20 protein-coding genes and 1 pseudogene are annotated in these 23,633 nt (G+C 63.6%); 12 read left to right on the forward strand and 9 right to left on the reverse strand.

Annotation, left to right across the window (positions count from 1 at the left end; translation table 11 throughout):
- Positions 1–138: 138 nt before the first annotated feature.
- Positions 139–1,563 carry a phosphatidylserine/phosphatidylglycerophosphate/cardiolipin synthase family protein gene (locus AB3X99_RS24840; protein WP_368618453.1) on the reverse strand — a complete coding sequence of 475 codons (1,425 nt, stop codon included), beginning with the start codon at positions 1,561–1,563 and terminating at the stop codon, positions 139–141.
- 467 nt (positions 1,564–2,030) lie between these two features.
- Between AB3X99_RS24840 and AB3X99_RS24845 the strand changes: the two genes are divergently transcribed.
- Positions 2,031–2,282, forward strand: a complete 252-nt coding sequence (locus AB3X99_RS24845; RefSeq protein ID WP_069267335.1) for a pentapeptide MXKDX repeat protein — start codon at positions 2,031–2,033, stop codon at positions 2,280–2,282.
- A 485-nt stretch (positions 2,283–2,767) separates the two neighbouring features.
- Positions 2,768–4,363, forward strand: coding sequence for an APC family permease (locus tag AB3X99_RS24850; protein WP_069267336.1), 1,596 nt, complete (start codon positions 2,768–2,770; stop codon positions 4,361–4,363).
- A gap of 254 nt (positions 4,364–4,617) precedes the next feature.
- Here AB3X99_RS24850 and AB3X99_RS24855 read toward each other — a convergent pair whose 3' ends face one another.
- The 4 genes from AB3X99_RS24855 to AB3X99_RS24870 are packed head-to-tail and all read right to left on the reverse strand — an operon-like array spanning position 4,618 to position 7,513.
- Entirely contained in the window at positions 4,618–5,337 is a 720-nt protein-coding gene (locus tag AB3X99_RS24855; protein ID WP_368618454.1) for an amino acid ABC transporter ATP-binding protein, read from the reverse strand.
- Positions 5,324–5,974 (reverse strand): amino acid ABC transporter permease, encoded by a 651-nt coding sequence (locus AB3X99_RS24860; RefSeq protein ID WP_069267338.1) that lies wholly within the window; start codon positions 5,972–5,974, stop codon positions 5,324–5,326. Before AB3X99_RS24860 ends, AB3X99_RS24855 begins: the two co-directional genes overlap by 14 nt.
- A complete protein-coding gene (locus AB3X99_RS24865) occupies positions 5,971–6,648 on the reverse strand; it encodes an amino acid ABC transporter permease (RefSeq protein WP_342923874.1) in 678 nt (225 codons plus the stop codon). Before AB3X99_RS24865 ends, AB3X99_RS24860 begins: the two co-directional genes overlap by 4 nt.
- A gap of 58 nt (positions 6,649–6,706) precedes the next feature.
- Entirely contained in the window at positions 6,707–7,513 is an 807-nt protein-coding gene (locus tag AB3X99_RS24870) for a transporter substrate-binding domain-containing protein (RefSeq protein WP_342946643.1), read from the reverse strand.
- Positions 7,514–7,908: 395 nt separating this feature from the next.
- Here AB3X99_RS24870 and AB3X99_RS24875 point away from each other — a divergent pair, with 395 nt between their 5' ends.
- The gene (locus AB3X99_RS24875) at positions 7,909–9,528 is read left to right on the forward strand and encodes a methyl-accepting chemotaxis protein (RefSeq protein WP_368618455.1); all 1,620 of its coding nucleotides are present in this window, start codon (positions 7,909–7,911) and stop codon (positions 9,526–9,528) included.
- Here the strand turns inward: AB3X99_RS24875 and AB3X99_RS24880 are convergent.
- Positions 9,494–10,318 (reverse strand): NAD(P)-dependent oxidoreductase, encoded by an 825-nt coding sequence (locus AB3X99_RS24880; RefSeq protein ID WP_069267341.1) that lies wholly within the window; start codon positions 10,316–10,318, stop codon positions 9,494–9,496. The genes AB3X99_RS24875 and AB3X99_RS24880 overlap by 35 nt on opposite strands.
- 69 nt (positions 10,319–10,387) lie before the next feature.
- Complete coding sequence (locus AB3X99_RS24885) at positions 10,388–11,644, reverse strand: MFS transporter (RefSeq protein WP_069267478.1); 1,257 nt, start codon at positions 11,642–11,644, stop codon at positions 10,388–10,390.
- 473 nt (positions 11,645–12,117) lie between these two features.
- Between AB3X99_RS24885 and AB3X99_RS24890 the strand changes: the two genes are divergently transcribed.
- From AB3X99_RS24890 to AB3X99_RS24910, 5 genes and pseudogenes are all read left to right on the forward strand, one after another.
- Positions 12,118–12,852, forward strand: coding sequence for a ribonuclease activity regulator RraA (locus AB3X99_RS24890; RefSeq protein ID WP_368618456.1), 735 nt, complete (start codon positions 12,118–12,120; stop codon positions 12,850–12,852).
- Between the two features lie 29 nt (positions 12,853–12,881).
- The gene (locus AB3X99_RS24895) at positions 12,882–13,811 is read left to right on the forward strand and encodes an SMP-30/gluconolactonase/LRE family protein (RefSeq protein WP_368618497.1); all 930 of its coding nucleotides are present in this window, start codon (positions 12,882–12,884) and stop codon (positions 13,809–13,811) included.
- Between the two features lie 49 nt (positions 13,812–13,860).
- A pseudogene (locus AB3X99_RS24900) lies at positions 13,861–13,971 on the forward strand (aldose epimerase); the annotation flags it as partial.
- Between the two features lie 178 nt (positions 13,972–14,149).
- Positions 14,150–14,839 (forward strand): FadR/GntR family transcriptional regulator, encoded by a 690-nt coding sequence (locus AB3X99_RS24905; RefSeq protein ID WP_069267343.1) that lies wholly within the window; start codon positions 14,150–14,152, stop codon positions 14,837–14,839.
- Positions 14,840–14,864: 25 nt separating this feature from the next.
- A complete protein-coding gene (locus AB3X99_RS24910) occupies positions 14,865–15,923 on the forward strand; it encodes an alpha/beta hydrolase (protein ID WP_368618457.1) in 1,059 nt (352 codons plus the stop codon).
- A 134-nt stretch (positions 15,924–16,057) separates the two neighbouring features.
- Here the strand turns inward: AB3X99_RS24910 and phaP are convergent, their stop codons facing one another.
- Positions 16,058–16,621, reverse strand: coding sequence for a TIGR01841 family phasin (gene phaP / locus AB3X99_RS24915; protein ID WP_069267345.1), 564 nt, complete (start codon positions 16,619–16,621; stop codon positions 16,058–16,060).
- 445 nt (positions 16,622–17,066) lie between these two features.
- On the opposite strand from phaP, the gene AB3X99_RS24920 reads away from it, so the two are divergent.
- The 3 genes from AB3X99_RS24920 to AB3X99_RS24930 all read left to right on the forward strand — a co-directional run bounded on the left by AB3X99_RS24920 (position 17,067) and on the right by AB3X99_RS24930 (position 20,911).
- Positions 17,067–18,530, forward strand: a complete 1,464-nt coding sequence (locus AB3X99_RS24920; protein ID WP_069267346.1) for a catalase — start codon at positions 17,067–17,069, stop codon at positions 18,528–18,530.
- A gap of 276 nt (positions 18,531–18,806) precedes the next feature.
- On the forward strand, positions 18,807–19,424 hold the full coding sequence (locus AB3X99_RS24925; RefSeq protein ID WP_368618458.1) for a cytochrome b: 618 nt from the start codon (positions 18,807–18,809) through the stop codon (positions 19,422–19,424).
- A 20-nt stretch (positions 19,425–19,444) separates the two neighbouring features.
- Positions 19,445–20,911, forward strand: coding sequence for a glycosyltransferase (locus AB3X99_RS24930; RefSeq protein WP_368618459.1), 1,467 nt, complete (start codon positions 19,445–19,447; stop codon positions 20,909–20,911).
- A 269-nt stretch (positions 20,912–21,180) separates the two neighbouring features.
- Here the strand turns inward: AB3X99_RS24930 and AB3X99_RS24935 are convergent, their stop codons facing one another.
- Positions 21,181–21,915 (reverse strand): DUF2459 domain-containing protein, encoded by a 735-nt coding sequence (locus AB3X99_RS24935; RefSeq protein ID WP_368618460.1) that lies wholly within the window; start codon positions 21,913–21,915, stop codon positions 21,181–21,183.
- A gap of 291 nt (positions 21,916–22,206) precedes the next feature.
- Here AB3X99_RS24935 and AB3X99_RS24940 point away from each other — a divergent pair, with 291 nt between their 5' ends.
- Positions 22,207–23,613, forward strand: a complete 1,407-nt coding sequence (locus AB3X99_RS24940) for a circularly permuted type 2 ATP-grasp protein (RefSeq protein WP_342946343.1) — start codon at positions 22,207–22,209, stop codon at positions 23,611–23,613.
- The last annotated feature ends 20 nt before the right edge of the window (positions 23,614–23,633 follow it).

Consider the following 23,633-nt stretch of genomic DNA (forward strand, 5'->3'; position numbering starts at 1 on the left):
GCGCCGAACGGCCGGAACGCGACGCTGATTGGCCATCGAGGGCGAAGAGCATTGGCTCTTGATGGCCGACTGCTGCGCGACACGGTGCGGACGGCGACCCGAACTGGCCACGTAGTTTAGCGACAGGGCACGCCGCGCTCAGAGGAAGTTCCTGATTAGCATCGTCACCCACCGCCAGGCACCGCCGCAGCCGACGGCCCGGCAGCGCGCATCGGGATCCGCCAGAAGGCGGCCATTGGCGTCGCTCACCGAACTTGAGTTGCTCAGGAAGTACGCCACGCTGTCTTGCAAGGGATCGAGCCCGTCCTCAGGGATATCTATCCACAGGCCGTTTTCGGTATTCAAGCGGGCCGACAGCGAATCGAAATTGAAACTGCCAAGATAATATCGATGGCCGTCGATGAGGACCAGCTTGGCGTGCATCATGCGGTTCTCTCGGTCGGAATATTCGCGCACCTCAATCCCCGCATTCACCAGGCCGGGCAGATCGTCGGCATAGGCGCGCCCGACCGCGGGGAATTCCTGCGTGATGCTCGCCAGCGAGGCGCTCACCAGGATCACGTGGACACCTTCGCGCTGCCTGCGCTCAAGCGCCTCGCGCAGTTCCGGCACCAGGATCAGGTAGGGGTTGATGATCAGGATTTCGTGCTGCGCCTTATCGAATGCTTCTAGCATGTCTTGCAACGTGCCTGGCGAGCGCTTGTCGGGCCAGTCGTGGACATAGTGCAGTCGCTCGCAGGCGATCGGCATCCAGGCGGGATCAAAATACGCCCCGCGAGCGGGCGGAGCGGCGGGATCATTGGGCGTATCGGAGGCAGTGGGTGTATCGGTAGCGGCCAGGTCTGTCGCCAGGGCAGCAGCATCGAGCGGAGCCTGCAGCCATTCGCGCCAATAATGGATGCGAGCCGGGTCCAGCGTCGGATAACCCTGCGAGTCTCGATAAGGACTTTCGACGTTGAGGAATTTTTCCGGCTCGGGGCGAACCACTTCCGGGCTATTCCAGAACAAGGCGAAATGCTGGTACATGGCGCGCAGGGAGGAAGCCTCCTGGCCGGCGTCGCCCGACACCATCAAATCGCGCTCGCTGAGCCAGTTGCGGAAGCTCTCATCCCAGATCGAGGTACTGCCGATCACGGCCGTGTCGCCAACCAGGAACAGTTTGTCGTGCATGCGATGCGAAATCTCGACGAGATCGGATCGTGGATGGAAGATTCGGAGTTCAATGCCGGGCGCCACCTCGTGCAGGGCGACGATGAGTTCGTCCTCGAACGGGTAGTGCGGCTCGGGGCCGATGCCGTCGATCAGCAGCTTGACCGGCACGCCTCGGTGCGCAGCCTCGACCAGATGACGCAAAAGCAGGCCGCCGGTCTGATCGATTTCGAAGATGTAGGCGAGGATGCGGATCTGTTCGGTAGGCGTGGCACGGTCGACCAGCGCAATCCGCGACTGCATCAACTGACCGTCATCAAGACTGGCGACCAGGTCGACACATTGCGCGTGACCTTGCTGGGAAGAGGCAAACACGCACGCCAGAATGAGCGCCAGGCTTCTTGTTGTGGTCATGATGTGGCAAACGGGTTCGATGTGTTTCCGGCCCTATGTCCTTGAAGGTCTGCAAGGCTTTGTCGCGTAAGCGCGGTCAAGTCGCTCGCTGTTACTTCGGGAAGGTGAACAGAGATCGACCCACTGCCGTCGTTCGATCATCTGCTGCGTGGAAGACCCTTCTCGAGGGTACAGCGGCCATTGCCATAACGCTGCGATCGTTGAACCATCCAGACGCCTTTCACACCTTACCTGTAGTCATTCCCCAGAGATTCGGCTAACGCATATCGGGTCTTTACCCATGCCCTTTGGAGTGGTTGCCGACTTCCTGTCATATCCATCCGCGCAAGAATGACATGACCGTCGCCGACGGGGGGCCGTGAAGTTGTCATGCCCGTCACTGATTCGCGGCAAGACCAGGCTCCCGCCATCGGGCTACTGTCCTATCGATATTCCGACTCACTGTCGGTTCGCTGAGGGATCACATCATGAACAAGCTCACTGCCACCATTCTCGCCAGCTGCTTCTCGTTCGCGACCGCGGGCGCCTTCGCCGATGATAGTGTACCGACCGACGCGACTGCCAACGACGCGCCGAGTCAGGAGATAACCGCAAAGAGCGCAACAGAATCAGACGCGATGAGCGCCGACAGCGCGGCCAAAGACGCGATGAAAGAAGATGCGATGAACCATGACGGCATGGCCGGAGATGAAACAAAGAATGCCGAGGTGAAGGAGTAGTGTCGATGACAGGTGATCCGCTGATGCCAGACCAGAAGACGCTTCCCGGAGGCGCTGCACGGATCACCCTCACCAGGCACCCGCGCAGTAGTCAGGCCCTTCGAAGCCTTGACGGTTTCGGAACGTCCGTTGCCTGCTGGAGAGCCGACGTACGAATGTCAGCGTGAGAACGGTGGCCAGCGTCGGCAACTGGCGGGCATAACAACAAGGTGAAATGTCCAGGCTCTTCGCTAAGCCGCAGCCCCTCCTTATGCAAAGTTTGCATATGTCCATGCCGACACAGCATTAGACGAGCACGTCGGGCCACTTCATCATCGCGTCTCCGCAGCAATTGCGGTTGCCTCTACATCCCAGTGGTCACAAGGCATTACAACAAGGACATGCGTTATCAGGGCCGGCCGGCCGTGTAGACAGGCTCGGTACGGTACATGGATGCCGTACTCCCGGTATGGCTCGCTCGCGCTGTCCATCACGTAGGAGACAATGTGAAGCAATCGATACAACGGAACATCGGCCCGTTCGCGCTGATGTTCACCGGCCTCGGGTCGATCATCGGTTCGGGCTGGCTGTTCGGCGCGTGGAAGGCGGCGAAAATTGCAGGTCCGGCGGCGGTTTGCGCCTGGATCATCGGCGCCGTGGTCATTCTGGCCATCGCGCTCACCTACGCCGAACTCGGTGCGATGTTCCCGGAGTCGGGCGGTATGGTCCGCTACGCCCGCTACTCGCACGGCGCACTGGTGGGCTTCATCAGCGCGTGGGCGAACTGGATCGCCATTGTCTCGGTGATCCCGATCGAAGCCGAAGCCTCGATCCAGTACATGAGCACCTGGCCCTATGCCTGGGCGCACGCGCTCTTCGTCGACGGGTCGTTGACGCATTCAGGGCTCGGGCTCTCCGCGATTCTCGTGATCATCTACTTCATGCTCAACTATTGGGGCGTGAAACTGTTCGCGCGTGCCAACAGCGCGATCACGATCTTCAAGTTCATCATCCCGGGTCTGACGATCATCGGCCTGATGGCGGGAAGCTTCCACCAGGAAAACTTCGGCCAGACGACCTCGTTCGCCCCGTACGGCTGGTCGGCGGTGTTCACGGCAGTCGCCACGAGCGGCATCGTGTTCGCATTCAACGGCTTCCAGAGCCCGATCAACCTCGCGGGTGAAGCGCGCAATCCGGCGAAGAGCGTGCCGTTCGCAGTCATCGGCTCGATCCTCTGCGCGCTCGTGATCTACGTGCTGCTGCAGGTCGCCTATATCGGCGCGGTCAATCCGGCCGACGTCGCGAAGGGCTGGAACACGTTCAACTTCAAGTCGCCGTTCGCGGAACTCGCGATCGCGCTGAACCTGAACTGGCTCGCGATCCTGCTCTACGTCGACGCGTTCGTGAGCCCGAGCGGCACCGGTACGACCTACATGGCGACGACCTCGCGCATGATCTACGCGATGGAGCGCAACAACACGATGCCGAAGATGTTCGGCAACGTGCACCCGTTCTACGGCGTGCCGCGCAACGCGATGTGGTTCAACCTGCTCGTGTCGTTCATCTTCATGTTCTTCTTCCGCGGCTGGAGTTCGCTCGCGGCGGTGATCTCGGTGGCAACGGTGATTTCGTACCTCACGGGTCCGATCAGCCTGATGGCGCTCAAGCGCGCCGCCACGGACATCGAGCGCCCGCTCTCCGTGCCGTTCATGAAAGTGATCGCGCCGTTCGCATTCGTCTGCGCATCGATGATCCTGTACTGGGCGAAGTGGCCGCTGACCGGCGAAATCATTCTGCTGATGGTCGTCGCGCTGCCGGTGTACTTCTACTTCCAGAGCAAGCAGGGTTTTGACGGCTGGGGCCAGGATCTGAAGGCCGCATGGTGGCTGTGCGCGTACCTGCCGATCATGGCGCTGCTCTCGCTCGTCGGCAGCAAGCAGTTCGGCGGCGCCGGTCTGCTTCCGTACGGCTGGGACATGCTGGTCGTCGCGCTGGTCTCGCTCGTGTTCTATTACTGGGGCGTGAATTCGGGCTATCGCTCGCCGTATCTCGCGGAACGCCAGGAGCACGACGAAGTCCTCGAGGGCATCGCAGTCCATTGAATGTCGATCGCCTGTCATGCGCGCCGTGGTCATCGCCAGCAGAGATATCTCTGCTGGCGCTCGGAAATGCATTACAGGCTGCGAAGACGCGGGAGCATTGCAGGGGGCGGCGTCCATCGCATGGTCGAACGCTTTGACGCTGGCACCGCTCGAAGATCGGAGGAGGTAGTCGTGGCGATGCGTGCTCTGATTGCGGGATCAGGCCTGAAGTTGGCAACAGAAAAGATGTTGCGAAGTACGGCGGCGTCTAGGCATCACTGGATGAAACGTCGTAGCTCTACCGTGGACGGGCGGCCGAAGATGTCCTCGGGCGGTCCGCTTTCCCATACGCGGCCTTCGTGCATGAACACCACGTTGTCACTGACCGCGCGCGCGAAGCGCATTTCGTGGGTAACCATGATGAGAGTCATGTTCTCGCGCGCGAGGCTTTCCACGACGCCCAACACCTCGCCCACCAGTTCGGGGTCGAGCGCGGATGTGATTTCGTCGCAGAGGAGTACGCTCGGCTTCATGGCGAGTGCGCGCGCAATGGCGACGCGCTGCTGCTGTCCACCCGAGAGTTGATTGGGATATGCGTCGAATTTGTCGCCCAGACCAACGCGCTCCAGCATTTGATGCGCGTTGGCGCGCGCTTCCTTGCGCGGCGCCTTCTTGACAACCGTCTGTGCAAGCATCACGTTTTCGCTGGCCGTGAGATGCGGAAACAGGTTGTATTGCTGGAAGACCATGCCGACCTTCAGCCGCAGTGCCCGCAGGTCCGCGTGCCGTGCATCGACGTGTTCGCCGTCGATTTCGATCGATCCCGCGTCGATACTTTCGAGCCCGTTCAGCGCCCGCAGCAATGTGCTCTTGCCGGAGCCGCTGCGCCCGATGATGCTGACGACCTGGCCGCGTTCGACCGTAAGGTCGATTCCCTTCAGTACATGATGGGCGCCGAACTGCTTTTCGACGCCCTCGGTCTTAACAAGCGGCATGCCATTTCCTTTGCAGGGCCCGCGCATACCGCGTAAGCGGGTAGCAAAGGGCGAAATAGACCAGCGCAACGAGTCCGTAGACGAGAAACGGGCGAAACGTCGCGTTCGAAATTTGGGTGCCAGCCTTCGTGAGTTCGGCAAAGCCGATAATCGACACGAGCGCCGTATCCTTGATGGCCTGCACACCGAAACCCACGGTGGGACCGATGGCGATACGCGCGGCTTGCGGCAGGATCACGTGACGTAACTGCTCGAAATAGTTCATGGCGAGACTGGCGGATGCTTCCCATTGACCTTTGGGCACCGCCTCCACGCAGCCGCGCCAGATTTCTGCCAGATAGGCACTGGTGAAGAAGGTAAGGCCAAGCGTGGCCGCCATCCAGGCCGAGACGTCGACACCTAGCAGCGGCAGGCCGAAGTACACGATAAACAGTTGCAGCAGCAACGGCGTGCCCTGGAACACTTCGATATAGACACGCACGAGAGCGCGCAGCACGCGCGAGCTCGATACGCGCATCACGAGCAGCAGCAAACCGACCATGCCACCGGTAACGAACGAAACGAGTGAGAGCAGGACAGTCCATCGCGCGGCCAGGAGCAATCCTGCGACGATCTGCGCGAATGTGAACTCTATCATCGCGCACCTCGCATGTTGCGCGTGAACAGTCGTCGGCCGGCGGCGGTGAGCGCGGCGCGCAGGAGTAGCGCCATCGCAAGATAGATCCCGGCGATGAGGAAATACGTTTCGAAAGCACGGAAATTGCGCGACTGCACGTAGCTAGCCGCATACGTGAGATCCGCGACCGAGATCTGCGAGACGACGGCCGAGCCAAGCATCGTGATGACGATCTGGCTCGCCAGCGCCGGGAACACCTTCGCGAATGCTTGTGGAAGCAGCACGTGCACAAACGTTTCGCGGCGCGACATCGCGAGTGCCGCAGCGGCCTCGTGATGTCCGCGCGGCACCGCTTCAATGCCTGCGCGCAGGATTTCCACGGCGTACGCACCGAGGTTCAGCGTCATGGCGAGCACGGCCGCGGTGTATTCGCCGATGTGCACGCCGAGGGCGGGCAGACCGAAGAACACGAAGAAAAGCTGGACGAGAAACGGCGTGTTGCGAATCGCCTCCACGTAGGCGTGAACGACTGCGCGCGGCGTCGCGCGGGGGCTCTGATATGCGGCGGCCCCCGCAACGCCGAGGCTGATGCCCAGCAGCGTTGAACTCGCCGTGAGCGCAAGCGTGACTGCGGCGCCGCTCGCGAACATGGTGGCATAGGCGGCGAGGTCGCCGAACTGAAGCTGATAGCTCATGAGGAAATGAGGGTTGCGTAGCGGAAATTGCCAGCCACGCGTGGTGGCAACGCGGGCGTCACAGATTGGCGGGCAACGGTTGACCGAACCACTTTTTCGACATCGCCTGAAGTGAACCGTCTTTCTTCGCTTGCTCGATGGTTGTGTTGACCCTCGTGAGCAGTTGCGGCTCGTTCTTGTTGAGGCCCACGAAACACGGCGAGTCCTTGATGACGAACTTCATCTGCGGTTCGCGCGGCGGGTGTTTTGCGAGGATCGCCGCGGCGACGATGTTGCCCGCCGCGATCAACTGCACCTGACCCGAGAGAAATGCCTGGATGGTCGCGTTGTTGTCGTCGAAGCGTCGGATGGTGGCGTTGGGCGCCATGTTGGTGAGCGCGACTTCTTCGAGTGCACCGCGCGTAGCGCCAACCGTTTTGCCAGTGAGGTCCGCCGCTGTGTTGACCTTGATGTCGGCTGGCCCGAAAACGCCCTGGAAGTACGGAGCATAGGCCTGCGAAAAATCGATGACCTTCTCGCGCTCCGGCGTTCTGCCGAGCGAGGAGATCACGAGGTCGACCTTGTCGGTCTGCAGGTAGGGAATCCGGTTCGCGCTGTTGACGGGCACGAGTTGAAGCTTGACCTTCATCGATTTTGCGAGCAGTGCCGCCATGTCGATGTCATAGCCTTGCGGCTGCATGTCGGGACCGATAGCGCCAAACGGAGGATAGTCCTCCGGGACGGCTACACGCAGCGTGCCGCGCTTGGCGATGGCGTCGAGCGCATCGGCGTTGGCGGCCTGTACCGTAACGAGGGCCAAGGCTGGCACTGCCAGCAGCGCAGCGAGCCAGCAGCGACGGCGAAATGAATTGGACTTGTATTCCATGCTGGATTTCCGAGGAGATTTGCTGCTCGCCATGGGTATCAAGCGCGAGCGTGCCATGCTCCAAGCAAGGACCGCGCCAATGCCGGCGCGCCAAGCCCGTGATCCTCCAGGCAGATGAAATGACTGCGCCGGTTTTGGCTCGATGTCGGGGATATTCACCAGATCGGTGCGTGCTGGCTTCCGCGGGGAATGCATCACGAGCACACAGGTGCGTTTCGCGCGACGCCATGCGGGCAGCCCCGATTTGCCTACCGCAAATTCAGGAAAACCTGACAGCTGTTCCGTTTCAGTCGTTGCGGCGAAACACCGTAAACATGGTGGTACCACCGGCTACGAAACGAGTCGCAACGGCGAAGCACGCGAGCGCCGGCCGCGCGAACTATCAGGAAGTCAGCATGCACAGCTTCACACAAAGCATCAAATTCAAGATCGTTCTTGCATTCAGTGTATGTCTGGTACTCATCGCTGCAATGGGTGCCTTTGGTCAGTTTGGGCTTTCGCGGCTGAATTCGAATGTAAGCGATTCCTATGAGGGGAACCTGCTTCCGATTCTTGATCTCGAGGACATGCGAGCCGCACTGCTCGAAATGCGCCTTCAGGTTCGTCGCGCCCAGTCTCTTCACGATGTAGCACAGACGAAAGCCAGCATCGGCAGGATTCGCGCGGCTCAGGATCGCCTCAGCAAGGGCTGGAGCGACTACTACCCAAACCGCGTCTCCAGTGACAAGGAGCGCGAACTCGCCGACACGATCAAGAATTTGTTGCCGCAGTTCGAGGCAGGCATTGATGCGGAGGTCTCGGCGCTGGAAGCTGGCAACTACGACGCCGTATCGACACTCGTTGACAAGTATGGCGAAGTGGCCAATGCGACCAGCAAATCGCTCGACGACGACGTTGCCGAAAATCGGCGCCAGGCAAAGCAGTCTGTCGACGACAGCGAAGGCACTTTTGGCACGATTCGCTGGGTATCCATTGCGCTGATTGGCCTCGGTCTCGTAGGTGCCACGGGAGCCATGTTCTATCTTTCCCGGGCTGTTACGAAGCCGCTCGGCGAAGCGGTGGGCATCGCGAACCGGATCGCCGTCGGCGAACTCGAAAACCGCATCACGGTGCGCACACGCGACGAATTTGGCCAACTGCTCGAAGCGTTGAATAAAATGGACCAGCAGTTGAGCGACACCGTGCGGGGCATCAAGTCGGGCGCCGAGTCGGTCACCGTGGCAGCGCAGGAAATTGCCGCCGGCAACACGGACCTGTCGGCCCGCACCGAAGAGCAGGCGGCGTCGCTCGAAGAAACAGCATCAAGCATGACTGAGTTGACCGAAACCGTGAAGCAGAATGCCGAGAACGCCCGGCAAGCCAATGCGCTTGCAACCCGAGCCACCGAGATGGCCGATTCAGGCAACGAAGCCGTACAGGGTATGGTCGGCACGATCGAGCGGATCAGCGGCAGTTCGACGAAGATTTCGGAGATCACCGGCGTGATCGAGGGCATCGCGTTTCAGACCAACATTCTCGCGCTCAATGCCGCAGTGGAGGCAGCGCGGGCGGGTGAACAGGGTCGGGGATTCGCGGTGGTCGCCAGTGAGGTTCGCAGCCTGGCACAGCGCTCCGCGGCGGCTGCCAAGGAGATCAAGGAACTGATCGGTTCGTCTGTGGCGATGATTCGGGACGGGGCACAGCAGGCGGGCGACGTGGGTGCGACGATGGGTGAGGTCAAGCAGGCGATCAAGCAGGTGTCCGACATCGTGGGCGAAATTGCGGCGGCATCTGAAGAGCAGAGCCGCGGCATCGAGCAAGTCAATCAGGCCGTCATGCAGATGGACGACGTGACCCAGCAAAACGCCGCGCTCGTTGAAGAGGCCGCGGCAGCGGCGCATTCGCTCGAAGAGCAGGCAATGAGTCTTACGGGTACGGTTGCGGTGTTCAGGCTTGCCGACGCAAGGGGCGCCCAAACGCGAACACCGGAAAAGCGGCGAATCAAGACCGCTTGCCGCGCTGCTCCACCGGCGTGAAATCGAAGCTGGCGAAACTGCCGCCCTGATACCGCTGCGCCGTCGCGTCGAGCGGGTTCTTTTGCGCCAGAATTTCAGCCGCCCAATCTTCCGAGTTCTGCTTCGGCTCATAGCCAAGGCGCTTCGCGTCGTCGTGCGCGCCTTCCTGAATCCAGTAGCTGCGCGTGTTGTTCGACACGCCCCACACCACGGCAAAGCCGATTTCATCCACATTGATCACACGATCGACGAGATGGAACAGGTCCTCGTGGCCGAACCACGTGCTCAATTGACGGAACTCGGTGGGCCTCGGCAGGCAGCTGCCGATGCGCACATTCACGGTTTCGATGCCGTGCTTGTCCCAGTACAGGCGCGCGAGCGATTCGCCCCACGCCTTGGAAAGACCGTAGAAGCCGTCCGGGCGAAACGCGCAGTCGAGCGTGAGCTTCTCTTCCACGGGGTACATACCGATCGCGTGATTCGAGCTCGCGAACAGCATGCGCTTCGTGCCGTGGCGGCGCATGCCCTCGTAGACTTCGACGAGACCGCGCAGATTGTTCTCGATGATCTCGGGCAGGGGACGCTCGACGCTCGTGCCGGCCATATGGATCAGCACGTCCACGCCGTCGAGCAGGCGGTCGACGACGGCGGGGTCGCGCAGATCGCCGTGCATCACGTCTTCGCCCGCGACGAGCGGTTCGAGCGGCTTCGAGCCGGCCGCGGAACGCAGGTTCACGCCGCGTTCGAGCAGGCCCTTGCGCAACACGGTGCCGAGCTGGCCGCCCGCACCGGTCAATGCAACTTTCTTCACTGTGATTGTCCTCACGTAGAAATGCCGAAAGCCGGCACCCTCGCGGGCGCCGGCCGGTGAACAGGGCGATCAGGCCTGCACTTTGTGCGAGGGCTGGAGCGCAGGGCTGCCCGCGTTGTCCTTCTGCTCGTTCGAGATCAGTCGCCATGCCACACAGGCGCCGATGATGTCGAACAGCATCAGGCACACGAACAACGGGTTATAACCGATCGTGCTGGCCACTGCGCCGACGATGAGCGAGAACACCGTCGCGCCGAGGTAGCCGAACATGCCCGAGAGACCCGTGGCCGTGGCGACTTCGTGCTGGCCGAACACGTCCGAAGCCAGCGTGAACAGCGCGCCCGAAATCGTCTGGTGTGCGAAGGTGCCGACACAGAAGAGGGCGATCGCGGCGTAGGGGCTCGCAACGAGGCCCACGCAGGCCGGACCGACCATCAGCAGCGCGCCGGTCGTGATGACGAGCTTGCGCGAAGTGATGAGCGAGCAGCCGAACCAGCGGATGAAGAGCGGCGCGAGGTAGCCGCCCACGAGGCAGCCGAGGTCGGCGGCGAGGAACGGCATCCATGCGAACAGCGCAATTTCCTTCAGGTTCATGTGACGCACGGTGACCATGTACAGCGGAATCCACGCGCCGAAGGTCTGCCATGCCGGTTCCGCGAGCATGCGCGGAATGCCGATGCCCCAGAAGCGGCGCGTCTTGAGCACTTCCTTGAACGAGGCGCGGCGGCCGCGGGTCGACTTCTGCGCTTCGGTCTGGCCTGCGCGGATGTAGTCGGCCTCTTCCTGCGAGAGCCGCGGGTGCTCCGCAGGCATCTTGAAGAACACGAGCCACAGCGCCACCCAGATCAGCGCGCCGCTGCCGGTGACCACGAATGCGAACTGCCAGTTGAACTTGAGAATGCACCACACGACGAGCGGCGGAGCGAGCATCGCGCCGATCGAGGTGCCGGTGTTGAGCCAGCCGGTCGCAACCGAGCGCTCCTTCGCGGGGAACCATGCGCTGATGGCCTTCATGCCGGCCGGGAAGATGGCCGCTTCGGTCATGCCGAGCATGCCGCGGAAAGCCGCGAGCGCGGGCCAGCTGCCGGCGAGGCCGTGCAGCATGTTGGCGACGGCCCAGCCGAACGCGAAGATCGCGAAGCCGATCTTGATGCCCACGGAGTCGAGCACGAAACCGGCGATCGGTTGCGCGAGGGCATAGCAGGCCTGGAAGGCCGTGACCACGTACGAGTACTGCTGCGTGGTCATGTGAAGCGTTTCAGTCAGCGTGGGTGCGGCTACCGCGAGCGAACTACGCGCGAGGTAGTTGAAGATGGTGCCGATCATGACGAGGCCGATGATCCACCACCGCACCCCCTTGATTGTCTTGCGTTGCACTGCGCGTCTCCTGCTGTTGGCGGGCTCTGGCACCAAGCTGTGCCTGGCCGGGATCAAGGGCGCTGCTGTTCGCGTCGGGCCCTTCATGTAAGACATCATTCTATTTGCGGCAAAGTTGTAAAGCAAATATTGATGTGATGGGGATTTCCCTGATGCAGGGTCGGGGTCGGACGACCGGCGCGACCTCTGCCCGGCCATTTGTTGACTTTGACCATCATTTCTGGAGCCGCGCACGCCGATCTCACGGGTATTTCGCGCCAGTCCGAAGACCGGTCGTCATACATCCTGGGGTGGCCCGCAGCGCAATGGCGGGTTGACAATTTTCGTGTTGTATTACAACAATGCGACCGATCCGCTCGACAGTTTTTCGAGCCACCGCCCGCGCCACGCGCACCACGAAACACGACAACGGACGAGACACGATGACTTCCCCCGCCATGCCCGTCAGCGATGCCGCGCTCGAACAACTGCGCCACGTTTCCAACGCCACGCTCACCACGCAACTTTTCAAACGCGGCCTGCGCAACGTCTTCCTGCAGGGCGTGAAGCCGCTCGCCGCACCGGCGCCGGGCGCTCCCAACCTGGTCGGTCCGGCCTTCACGATGCGCAATATCCCGGCGCGCGAGGACCTCGACCAGTTGAGCGCGTTCCAGAACCCCGAGCATCCGCAACGTAAGGGCGTCGAGACCGTGCCCGCGGGCGCGGTGCTCGTGCAGGACTGCCGCGGCGTGACTGACGCCGCTTCGATGGGCTCGATCCTCGCCACGCGCATGAAGGTGCGCGGCGTGGCGGGCATGGTCTCGGACGGCCCGGTGCGCGACAGCGCGACCATCGCGGCGCTCGGCATTCCGGTGTTCTGCGCGGGTGCTTCGGCGCCGCTCAATCTCTGCAGGCACCACACGGTCGACCTGAACGTGCCGATCGGCTGCGGCGGCGTGGCCGTGTTTCCGGGCGACATCATCGTCGGCGATGCGGATGGCGTGGTCGTGATTCCGCGTCATCTGGCCGAGGAAGTCGCGCGCGACGCCACGGAGCAGGAAACGCTCGAGCGCTTCATCACCGAGCGCATCGAGGCGGGCGCGGCGCTGCCGGGCACCTATCCGCCGAACGAGGCAACACTCGCTGCGTACGAAGCCTGGAAGAAGGAGCAGCGTTGAGCGCGCAGCACGACGTGACGCTCGATGCGGTGTCGACGCCCCCTGTGAGGCCGCTCGAGGCACACGATGCGCGGCGCTCGTCGGTCGGCGAGTGCCCCGTGTGGCGTGCTGAGGAAAGCGCGCTTTACTGGGTCGATATTCCCGCTCAAACGCTCGTTCGCTATGCGGTCGATACGGCGCGCCGCACCGAGTGGACGCTGCCGGAGCGCATCGGCTGCTTCGCGTTCGCGCGCGATGGCGGTGTGCTGGCGGCGTTGGAGACGGGACTTTTTGCCGTGACGCTGCACGAACCGGCCGCGAACGCGCGGGCAGGCGAGGCAAGTGTGCGGCCGCTCGCGAGCGTGGCGCACGAGGCCGCGCGCATGCGGTTCAACGACGGCCGCTGCGATCGTCAGGGCCGTTTCTGGTCCGGCACGATGGTGCAGGACGCGGCGGCGCCCGACCCGGCGGGCAAGCTCTATCGCTACACGGCGCAAGACGGCTTGTCGGCGCCCGTGGTCGAGGGGTTGTGCACGCAGAACGGCCTCGCCTGGTCGCCGGACGGCCGCACGATGTATCTCTCCGATTCACATGCGTCGAGCCGCCTGATCTGGGCCTTCGACTACGACATCGACGATGGCGTGCCCACGAATCGCCGCGTGTTCACCGATCTGCACGACTACACGGGGCGCCCCGACGGCGCGGCCGTGGACGCCGACGGCTGCTACTGGACCTGCGCGAACGACGCGGGCCGCTTGCTGCGCTTCACGCCCGCAGGGCGGCTCGAGCGCAGCGTGGGGGTGCCGGTGGCCAAGCCGTCGATGTGCGCGTTCGGCGGAGCCAACCTCGACATGCTTTACGTCACGACGATCTGCCCGCCGCAGACCGGCGAGCTGGACGGCCTCGTGTTCGCCATCGATGCCGGTGTGCGTGGCCTGCCCGAGCCCGCTTTCGCGGGTCCGCTGCGCGCGACCGACTGACCTTTGCCCTATGCCCTTAACGCGTTGACGATATGCCGCCGTTTCAGGACCGTGGCTCGGCCTGCCCGATGCGATTCACACCGGCCTCGGCCTGCGCTGGCTGGAGCCGGGGGAAACGCAGAAAGCGCAACTGCGCATCCGCGCGAGTGCGCTGCGATAAAGCGGGACAGCGCAAAAGCGTAAGCGCCCGTAAATTGGCTGCAGATTGGTAAAGCGGGACGGAAAGCGCGCAAACACCCGCAAAATGGGGGCTGGCCGGGGGCAGGTGCACGCTATCGGCGTGCCATATGACTTACAATTGACGACACTCCTGACAACCCAAAGTGCACCGTCCGATCATGTCTGAGCAGAAAGCGCCGAATATGCCGGCGCGGATTTACAGCGACATCCTCAATCGCATCATCGAGGGCGAATACAAGGAAGGGGAGCGCCTGCCGACCGAGCACATGCTCGCGGAGCGCTTCGCGACCTCGCGCCCCACGGTGCGCGAGGCGCTTGCCCAGCTGCGCGCAGACGGCATCATCGCCACGCGCCACGGCTCGGGCACGACGGTCATGCGGCGTCCCGACCCGGACGTGCGCCGTTTCGCGCCGCTCGAAACGCTGTCGGACATTCGTCGCTGCTACGAATACCGCGTGGTGGTCGAAGCCGGGGCGGCCTCGCTCGCCGCGCAAAAGGCCGAAGATGAAGACATCGCCGCGATCCAGCGCGAGTGGGACAACCTGCAGACCATCATCGAGACTTCGGGCATCGGCGCGAAAGACGACTTCGCGTTCCATATGGCCGTGGCGCGCGCCTCGAAGAACCAGTTCTTCATCACGGCGCTCTCGGGCATCCAGGAGCAGATGGTGTTCAGCATGAACCTGTCGCGCAACCTCTCGCTCGTGAAGTCGATCGAGCGGCAGCGCCTCGTGCAGCAGGAGCACCTCGAAGTGCTCGAAGCGATCCAGGCGCGCGACCCCGAGCGCGCATCGACCGCCATGCGCGCGCATCTCGAGCGCGCCGTAAACCGGATGTTCGGCTCCTGAGCGCACCTGCGCGGCGTGTGCCTTCATGGGTTCAAACGTTCTGCGCCGGCTGGCTGTTGTGACTGCGACGATCGCGGCGAGCGCGCTGATCGTTGCGCCGGCACCCGCACAGGCTCGCGCCGTGCGACCCGTCAGTGTGATCGCCGACGCGCGCATGAAGGTCGATACCCCGCAAGGCCACGCACAATTCCCGCTCTATGTGAGCGCGGACTGGAACGTGCCGCGGCCCGCCGTCCAGCGCGCGGTGGTAATCGTGCACGGACGGCTGCGTAACGCCGATACCTACTTTCGCACCGCGCAGCATGCGCGCGAGCTGGCGGGCGTCGATCCGGCGGCCACACTGCTCGTCGCCCCACAGTTTCTCGCCACCGCCGACGTGAGCGCGCACCACGCACCGGGCGACCTTCTGAGCTGGCGCGGCAACGCGTGGATGGCCGGCGCGGACGCCGCGAGCGGCGTGCCGGTGAGTTCATACGCCGTGCTCGACGACATTGCGCGGCATCTCGCCGACCGGCGTCTGTTTCCCAATCTGAAAACGATCGTGTTCGCGGGGCATTCGGGCGGCGCCCAGGTGCTGCAGCGCTACGCGATCGCTTCGCATACGGATGCGCTCGCCGCCGCGGGAATCGACGTGCGTTTCGTGGTGGCGAGTCCGTCGTCGTACGCGTATTTCGACGCGCAGCGCCCCGGCGCGAACGGCGCGCCGGCGGCATTCGACGCCTCGCGCTGCGCAGATTTCGACCACTGGAAATACGGGATGGAGAACCGGCCGGCATCCATCGCCGGGCGCACGCCCGCACAGCTCGAAGCGGACTACGTGAAGCGGCGCATCGTCTACCTGGCGGGCGGTAACGACGACGACCCGGCCTCGGCCTCGCTCGACAAGCGTTGTGCTGCACGGGCGCAGGGCGCGCAGCGCGTGGCCCGCGCGCAAGGCTTCTACCGCTACCTGCAAACTCGCCACCCGAATGGCCTGAACCAGACGTTTCATATCGTCCCCGGCGTGGGACACGACGGCGCGCGCATGCTCACGTCGAGTTGCGCATTGGCGACGATGTTCGATACGCCTGGCTGCGCGCCTTGACGGCTCACGCTGCGTTGCGCCGGACCCTCCAATGGCAAACGGGCGAGGAACTCGCATTGCACGAGATCCACGCCCGTCTTCAGTCCGGCTGGCGGCAGCGGTTGCTTCCGCCAGCGGAAAGTAAAGCGTAACGCTTAGGCAGCCTGCTTGGTGGCGCGCGCCGAAGCTTGCGCGACGGCCTTCGTCGCGGCCTTGCCGGCGGCGTCGAAGTTGCTTTCCGCGAATTCCACAGCCTGCTTCGCAGCCTTGTTCACCGACGTGTACGCGTTGTTGGCGGCGTTCAGCGCCGACTTGATCGCGGCGACAGCGGCTTCCGAGCCGGCCGGGGCGTTCTTCACGGCGTTGTCCACGAGCGTTTCGAGCGCGCGCTGCTGCGTTTCGTACTGCGACTGCGCGGCGGTGGCGAATTCGGCTTGCGTAGTCGAAACGATGCCGTAGACGCTGCGGCCATAGGCCAGCGCTTTTTCAGCGGCGGGCTGGGCGAAGCCGGCTTGCACGGCGAAGAAGCCTTGCGGGTCCTTGGCGGAGAGCGCGCGCTGAGCTTGTTCCTGACCTTCGGCGAACGCCGAGCGGGCCGTTTCGATGTTGAGTTCGGCGAGCTTGATCGCGCCTTCGAATGCCTTGCTCGTCAGGCCGAAGAGGGCCTCGAGACCGGCTTTCTGGTTGGCGGCGAATTGTTCGGGGGTCGGCAGGTTCATGTCTCTTTCCTTTGGGGACGCTACGCGTCGGTTTCGGTTACGAAAACAAACTTTCGGTTCGATCACCGGTTCGCGCAGACAAAGTTTTGTGCGATGCAGCAATCGAGTTCATGGTAACCCATCCATAAAACGTGTCAAGAACTTTTTTGTGCGTCGCAACAATTATGTAAACGCCTGATTTTGGGTGGAAATTTCCAACATGGCGGGAGGCCCCTAAGCTGGGCTGCGCGGCGCGTGAACCGCTTGAGCGCAGCGCTTTGCGTCTGCGCGCAAAATGGCCGTTCCCTCGGGCGAGCGCGGGTGCCGAAGGCTGGCACCGGCGCGCAGCCCGGGTTGGTCCCCCAATCTAGCAATGGCGGCCCCGACTGCGGCTCGAACCTGCTTTCGCAGTCGCACGGGCGCGGTGCGCGCAGCCGCCATGCGCGAATCCATCAGGAGAGCGGTAATGGGTGCATCGAACGACAAGTCTCCCGGTCATTCCACGACGAGCACGGGCGCGCCGGCTGTCAGCGACCGTAACTCGCTCACGGTCGGTCCTGATGGCCCGATCGTGCTGCACGACGTGCATTTCCTCGAGCAGATGGCGCATTTCAACCGCGAGAAGGTGCCCGAGCGCCAGCCGCACGCGAAGGGCGCCGGCGCGTTCGGCGAATTCAAGACCACCGAGGATGTGTCGCGCTACACGAAGGCCGCGCTGTTCCAGAAGGGCGCGGCCACGGAAATGCTGGCGCGCTTTTCGACCGTTGCGGGCGAAATGGGCAGCCCCGACACCTGGCGCGACGTGCGCGGCTTTTCGCTGAAGTTCTACACGACCGAGGGCAACTACGACCTCGTCGGCAACAACACGCCGGTTTTCTTCGTGCGCGACCCGATGAAGTTTCCGCACTTCATCCGCAGCCAGAAGCGTCTACCCGACTCGGGCCTGCGCAATGGCCAGATGCAGTGGGACTTCTGGACCAACAATCCCGAGTCCGCGCACCAGGTCGCCTATCTGATGGGCGAGCGCGGCCTGCCGAAAACGTGGCGCCACATGAACGGCTACGGCTCGCACACCTATATGTGGGTGAACGCGAAGGGCGAGAAGTTCTGGGTCAAGTATCACTTCCATACGAACCAGGGCATGCAGTTCTTCACCAACGCCGAAGCCGCAGCGATGGCGGGCGAGGACGCCGACTTCCACCGGCGCGATCTGTTCGATGCGATCAAGCGCGGCGAGTTTCCGTCGTGGACGCTCTCCGTGCAGGTCATGCCGTACGCGGAGGCGAAGAAGTACCGCTTCAATCCGTTCGATCTCACGAAGACGTGGTCGCACAAGGACTATCCGCTCATCAAGGTCGGCACGATGACGCTCAACCGCAACCCGGAGAACTTCTTCGCGCAGATCGAGCAGGCCGCGTTCTCGCCGGGCAACACGGTGCCGGGCATCGGCCTCTCGCCGGACAAGATGCTGCTGGGCCGCGCGTTCGCCTATAACGACGCGCAGCGCGCGCGTATCGGCACGAACTTCAATCAGTTGCCGGTGAATCGTCCGAAGGTTCCGGTGCAGACCTATATGTTCGACGGCAACATGGCCTACGAACATAGCGGCAACGCGCCGACTTACGTGCCGAACAGCTTTGGCCGTCCGTGGGCGGATACGACGGGCGCGGCGGACGACGGCTGGGAAGCCGACGGCGACATGGTGCGCAGCGCCTACTCGCTGCATGCGGAAGACGACGATTTCGGCCAGGCGCACGCTCTCGTGCGCAACGTGTACAACGACAAGCAGCGCGAGGCGGTGATCCAGCAGGTGGTGGCGAGCCTGAGCGGCGTGGGCAGCCCCGTGCGCGAGCGCGTGTTCGACTACTGGAAGAAGATCGACGCCGAAGTGGGCTCGCAGATCGAACAGCAGGCGGGCAGCGGCAAGTAAGCCGTCGAAGCCACCGAGAGAGCCGGAACGGGTTGCACGGCCCGTTCCGGTTCTTCTTTTGTGCGCGGCCGTTTGCGAGGCGCCGCATGGCGGCCGGCCGCCGCCAAACTGGCAGAACCGCCATCTGGTGGATTCTGCAGCGTCAGGGACGACGGGGCATAATGCGCGAGTCGCCGTGTGGCAGCATCGCGCAATCCCGCCGGCGGAGCGCGTGCGGCGGGAATAAAAATGCCGCGCCGGGCGTTATCCCTACTGATCCGCAACGGCCAAGTCCACGTGAAAACTTCCCTTTCCGCCGAATCCCCGTTTGTCGGTGCCGACGCCGGCGCGCAGAAATACACGCGCGTTGCCGTGCTATTGCACTGGTTGATCGCGCTACTGATCCTCACGAACGTCGCCCTCGGCCTGACTGCCGCGCTGCTGCCCGACGGCGCGCTTTCGGACACCGCCATCCGCTTCGTGATCGATACGCACAAATCGATCGGCATTACCGTGCTCGGACTGGCCATTCTGCGCGTGCTTTGGCGTCTTACGCATCGCCCGCCGGCGCTGCCCGCCGAATTTCCGGGCTGGGAGCGCGCGTCGGCGCACGCAGCGCACGTTGCGCTCTACGTGCTGATCTTCGCGATGCCGCTTTCCGGCTGGCTGCACGACTCCGCATGGGTCGCCGCCGCCTCGCATCCCATGTATCTCTTCGGCCTCGTGCAATGGCCGCGCATGGGCTTCATCATGAATCTCGATGCGGCCACGAAGGAACAGTTGCACAGCCAGTTCGGTGCGCTGCACACGGCGTGCAGCTATGCGCTTTATGGCGTGCTCGCGCTGCATATTGCGGGCGCGCTCAAGCATCAATGGATCGACCGTCATTCGGTGCTGCGCCGGATGATGCCGTGAGCAACAGGTAAGGGTACGACTTGAAAACCTCGCTTGAAGAGGCGCTCGCACGCACGTCGCCGCGCCTCGTGCCGCCTCCCACGCCATTCGCGAGCATCGCCATCCACCTCGGTGTCATGGCGCTCTGGTTCGTGCTGTTCGCGCGCGCGTTCTTCCTGCAAGGCGTGGTCGCGTGGTCCACGGGCATTGCCTATGTCGTCTACGACACGGTGTTGCTGCTGTTCGTCGCCTGGAAGGCGCGCGTGCTGCTTGCGCCTGCGGCAGCACCCGCGGACGCAGGCGCGGCGAAGCTGCCGACGCTCGGCGTGATCGTCGCCGCGCACAACGAAGCGGCCGTGCTGCCGATCACGCTCGACGCGCTGTTCGCGCAAACCCGCGCGCCGCAGCAGATCTTAATTGCCGACGACGGCTCGACCGACGGCACGGCTGCCTTGCTCGCGCAGCGCTACGGCCTGGCCGACCCAGGCGTCGGCAAGCTGAGCGCGCCTTCGCCGCAGTATCCGAATCTGCGCTGGCTGAAGCTCGCGCACGGCGGCAAGGCGCGCGCGCTCAATGCGGCCTTGCTTGCGATCGCAACGGAAACGGTCATGACCGTGGACGCCGATACGCTGCTCGAACCCGACGCATGCGCTGAGATGGCGAGCGCGTTTGGCCGCGAGCCGGCCCTCGTCGCGGCGGCGGGCCTGCTCACGCCGGTTTGCGACCATACGTTGAGCGGCCGTTTTTTCCAGTGGTTCCAGACCTACGAGTACATCCGCAATTTCATCTCGCGCTTCGCGTGGATGCGCGCCGACAGCCTGCTGCTCATCTCGGGCGCGTTTGCGGGCTTTCGCCGCGATGCCGTGATGGCCGTGGGCGGCTTCGATGCGGATTGTCTCGTCGAGGACTACGAACTGATTCACCGCTTGCGCCGTTATTCGGCGCGCAAGGGCCTGGGCTGGGATGTGCGTGTGCTGGGCACCGCCCGCGCGCGTACCGATGCGCCCGGTACGCTGACGACCTTCCTGCGTCAGCGCCGCCGCTGGTTCGCGGGCTTCCTGCAAACGCAGTACTGGTATCGCGACATGACGGGCAACCGCAAGTACGGCAAGCTCGGCCTCCTGATGCTGCCCGTGAAGGCGTTCGACACCGTGCAGCCCATTTATGGACTGACGGCGTTCGCGTTGTTGATCGCCTTTTTGTTCGACGGCCGCTTTACGATCGTGCTGCCGGTGCTGGGCGTAATCGTCGGCAAGATCGCGATCGACCTCGCGTTTCATTTGTACTCCGTACATCTTTACCGGCGCTGGAGCGGCGACCGCACGCACTCGAGTTTCGGCATGGCGTTTCTTGCCGCCATCTTCGAGCCGTTTTCGTTCCAGTTGATGCGCCACGGCGGCGCGGCGCTCGGATGGCTGCATTTCCTGCTCGGGCGGCGCAAGTGGGGCGTGCAGAGCCGCACCGGGCTGGCGGCGGCGCGCAACCGCGAGGGCGCGACGTCTCAATGATCTGATTTCCGTGGCATTCGACTTGCTCCCAGGTTAAAAGGGCCGCGCCACGCGCGCGGTTCCGGCCTTTAACCGGTCAGGGAGAATCAAATGCATCGAATCAGCGTCCTCGCTTTACTATTGCCGCTCGCACTCTCAGGCTGCCTGTCGTTCAGCAGCAGCGATCCCAACCCGCCACCGCCGCGTACCGTCGTCGTGCCGCAGCAGCCGGCCACCGAGGCGCCGCCACCCCCGCCGGGTGCGGCTTGTGTTGCGCCTTGCTGATCGATTCACTGACCTGCGGCAGCGTTGTGCATTGCGCCGTCCGGCGCTTTCGCCTCCAGCGCGTGCCGCACTTCGCGCATCAGGCTGCCCGCGAACAGCACGTCCGGTACATCGTCGAGACCCGCCGAGCGCAACGCTCGCGCGGTCCACGTGTTGCAGGTATGCAAGGCATCGTAAGTCCCTGACGCCGCGAAATAGACGCTGCCCGTATAGGGTCCGTCGGCGAGGCGGCGCGGCGCGCCATCCGCGTCGGTTTCCAGCGAAGTGCGCAGATAGCGCTGAACGCTGGCAAGTCCGGCGTCGCCCACCGGCACCTCCACGACGTTCTGCGGGCCGAAGGCCGCCTCCGGGGCCGCGCGCAGTACTGTCATCAGAACGGTAGCCTGGCTCGGTATGAGTGCGCCGATCATCGTCAGCGGATCGTGGCGGCGTTCCACCACGAACTGTCTCTCTCCAAAGCCGAAGCACAGGACGGTTGCGTCGTCGAAGCCGCGCGCGAGTGTGTCGACCCAGGCATCGGCGTCGCGCACCCGCAGGCAGATATCGGTATGCCAGTCGCGCTGCACGACGGCAACAGACGTGCGCGTTGGGCCGTCGCGGGCCGCCGGTTCGAGCGCGGCAGGCAAGGGACCGGCCATGTTCGTACATGCGCCGAGTGCGAGCGCGGGCACGATTGCGCAAAGCGCTTGCCACGCAGCAATTTTCGTACGACGCTCGTTCACGCAGGTCGCTTCGGTCATTCGAACTCAAGGCCCTCCAGTTGCGTGCCGCGTCTGCATATAGCGTGCCGCGCGAGCGCATTGCACCACCTTGAAGCGCAAAATCGGCGCCGCATTGGCATGCCCCGTTTCGACGCCGCCGAACCGCCCCGCGTTGCACCAATCGAGCGCATGAAACGCGCTCCAGGGCCGATGGCATACGCCTTGCTTTTTCCTGTACCGCAGCGCGCAACGCATCGTCTCGCCTCATTCATGAGACGAAACGCGGCGGCGCCCGCTGACCGAGTTGCACTCACGCGCGAGAACGAACCGATGCAAGTCCATGACGAAATGCGCGACGAGGGCGCGGTGCGCCCGCACTACGAACGCTTCCAGCAGTGGCTGGAGAGGCAGACTGGCGAGACGATGGCGCGCAAGCGCGCCGAGGCGGACCTGTTGTTCAGGCGGGTCGGCATCACGTTCGCGGTGAACGGCGACCTCTCCGGCACCGAACGGCTCATTCCCTTCGACCTCATTCCACGCATCATTCCCGCAGACGAATGGGTTCTGCTCGAGCGCGGACTGCGCCAGCGCGTGCAGGCGCTAAATCTGTTCCTGCACGACGTCTATCACGAGCGCAACATCGTGCGCGCCGGCGTGATTCCGGCCGAGCAGGTCTACACCAATGCGCAGTACCGGCCGGAGATGCAGGGCATCGACCTGCCGCTGGGCGTGTATGCGCATATCGCGGGCATCGACATCGTGCGCGATGGGCGCGACGGCGCGTTCTACGTGCTCGAAGACAATTTGCGCGTGCCCTCCGGCGTCTCGTACATGCTCGAGAACCGCAAGATGATGATGCGGCTCTTTCCTGAGTTGTTCGTTCAGCACAAGGTGGCGCCGGTCGCGCATTATCCCGATCTGCTGCTCGATACGCTGCGCTCGGTGGCCCCCGAAGGCGTGGACGATCCGACCGTCGTGCTGCTCACGCCCGGCATGTACAACTCCGCGTATTTCGAGCATACGTTTCTCGCGCAGCAAATGGGCGTCGAGCTGGTGGAGGGCAAGGATCTATTCGTAGAGGATAACTACGTATTCATGCGCACGACGCAAGGGCCGCGTCGCGTAGACGTGATCTACCGGCGTGTGGACGACGATTTTCTCGATCCCCTGGCGTTTCGCCCCGACTCCGCGCTCGGCGTGCCGGGGCTGCTCACGGCCTACCGCGCGGGCCGCGTCGTACTCGCCAATGCGATGGGCACGGGCGTGGCAGACGACAAGTCGATCTATCCGTATGTGCCCGACATGATCGAGTTCTATCTCGGCGAAAAGCCGATCCTGAAGAACGTGCCGACGTGGCAATGCCGCCGGCCCGACGATCTCGCCTGGACGCTCGAACATCTGCCGGATCTCGTCGTGAAAGAGGTGCACGGCGCCGGCGGCTACGGCATGCTGGTCGGTCCCGCATCCACTCGCGAGGAAATCGAGGCGTTTCGCACCCGGCTGCTCGCGCGGCCAGGCAATTACATCGCGCAGCCCACGCTGTCGCTCTCCGCTTGCCCGACCTTCGTCGAAGCGGGCATCGCGCCGCGCCATATCGATTTGCGGCCCTTCGTGCTCTCCGGCAAGACGATCCAGATGGCGGCCGGCGGTCTCACGCGCGTGGCGCTCAAGGAGGGCTCGCTCGTCGTCAACTCGTCGCAGGGCGGCGGGACCAAGGACACATGGGTGCTCGAATGATTCCACTGGCCCTACCACAC

The organism is Paraburkholderia sp. BR10882 (assembly GCF_040948855.1).
In the GTDB taxonomy this organism is placed as follows: domain Bacteria; phylum Pseudomonadota; class Gammaproteobacteria; order Burkholderiales; family Burkholderiaceae; genus Paraburkholderia; species Paraburkholderia nodosa_A.

Coding starts and splice junctions, on each gene's coding strand:
- AB3X99_RS24885 (WP_069267478.1), bottom strand. CDS start 11,644: ATGATCGGCACCATCTTCAACTACCTCGCGCGTAGTTCGCTCGCGGTA.
- AB3X99_RS24875 (WP_368618455.1), top strand. CDS start 7,909: ATGCACAGCTTCACACAAAGCATCAAATTCAAGATCGTTCTTGCATTC.
- AB3X99_RS24870 (WP_342946643.1), bottom strand. CDS start 7,513: ATGGAATACAAGTCCAATTCATTTCGCCGTCGCTGCTGGCTCGCTGCG.
- AB3X99_RS24845 (WP_069267335.1), top strand. CDS start 2,031: ATGAACAAGCTCACTGCCACCATTCTCGCCAGCTGCTTCTCGTTCGCG.
- AB3X99_RS24940 (WP_342946343.1), top strand. CDS start 22,207: ATGCAAGTCCATGACGAAATGCGCGACGAGGGCGCGGTGCGCCCGCAC.
- phaP (WP_069267345.1), bottom strand. CDS start 16,621: ATGAACCTGCCGACCCCCGAACAATTCGCCGCCAACCAGAAAGCCGGT.
- AB3X99_RS24910 (WP_368618457.1), top strand. CDS start 14,865: ATGGGTTCAAACGTTCTGCGCCGGCTGGCTGTTGTGACTGCGACGATC.
- AB3X99_RS24935 (WP_368618460.1), bottom strand. CDS start 21,915: ATGACCGAAGCGACCTGCGTGAACGAGCGTCGTACGAAAATTGCTGCG.
- AB3X99_RS24920 (WP_069267346.1), top strand. CDS start 17,067: ATGGGTGCATCGAACGACAAGTCTCCCGGTCATTCCACGACGAGCACG.
- AB3X99_RS24840 (WP_368618453.1), bottom strand. CDS start 1,563: ATGACCACAACAAGAAGCCTGGCGCTCATTCTGGCGTGCGTGTTTGCC.
- AB3X99_RS24860 (WP_069267338.1), bottom strand. CDS start 5,974: ATGATAGAGTTCACATTCGCGCAGATCGTCGCAGGATTGCTCCTGGCC.
- AB3X99_RS24855 (WP_368618454.1), bottom strand. CDS start 5,337: ATGCCGCTTGTTAAGACCGAGGGCGTCGAAAAGCAGTTCGGCGCCCAT.
- AB3X99_RS24905 (WP_069267343.1), top strand. CDS start 14,150: ATGTCTGAGCAGAAAGCGCCGAATATGCCGGCGCGGATTTACAGCGAC.
- AB3X99_RS24865 (WP_342923874.1), bottom strand. CDS start 6,648: ATGAGCTATCAGCTTCAGTTCGGCGACCTCGCCGCCTATGCCACCATG.
- AB3X99_RS24890 (WP_368618456.1), top strand. CDS start 12,118: ATGACTTCCCCCGCCATGCCCGTCAGCGATGCCGCGCTCGAACAACTG.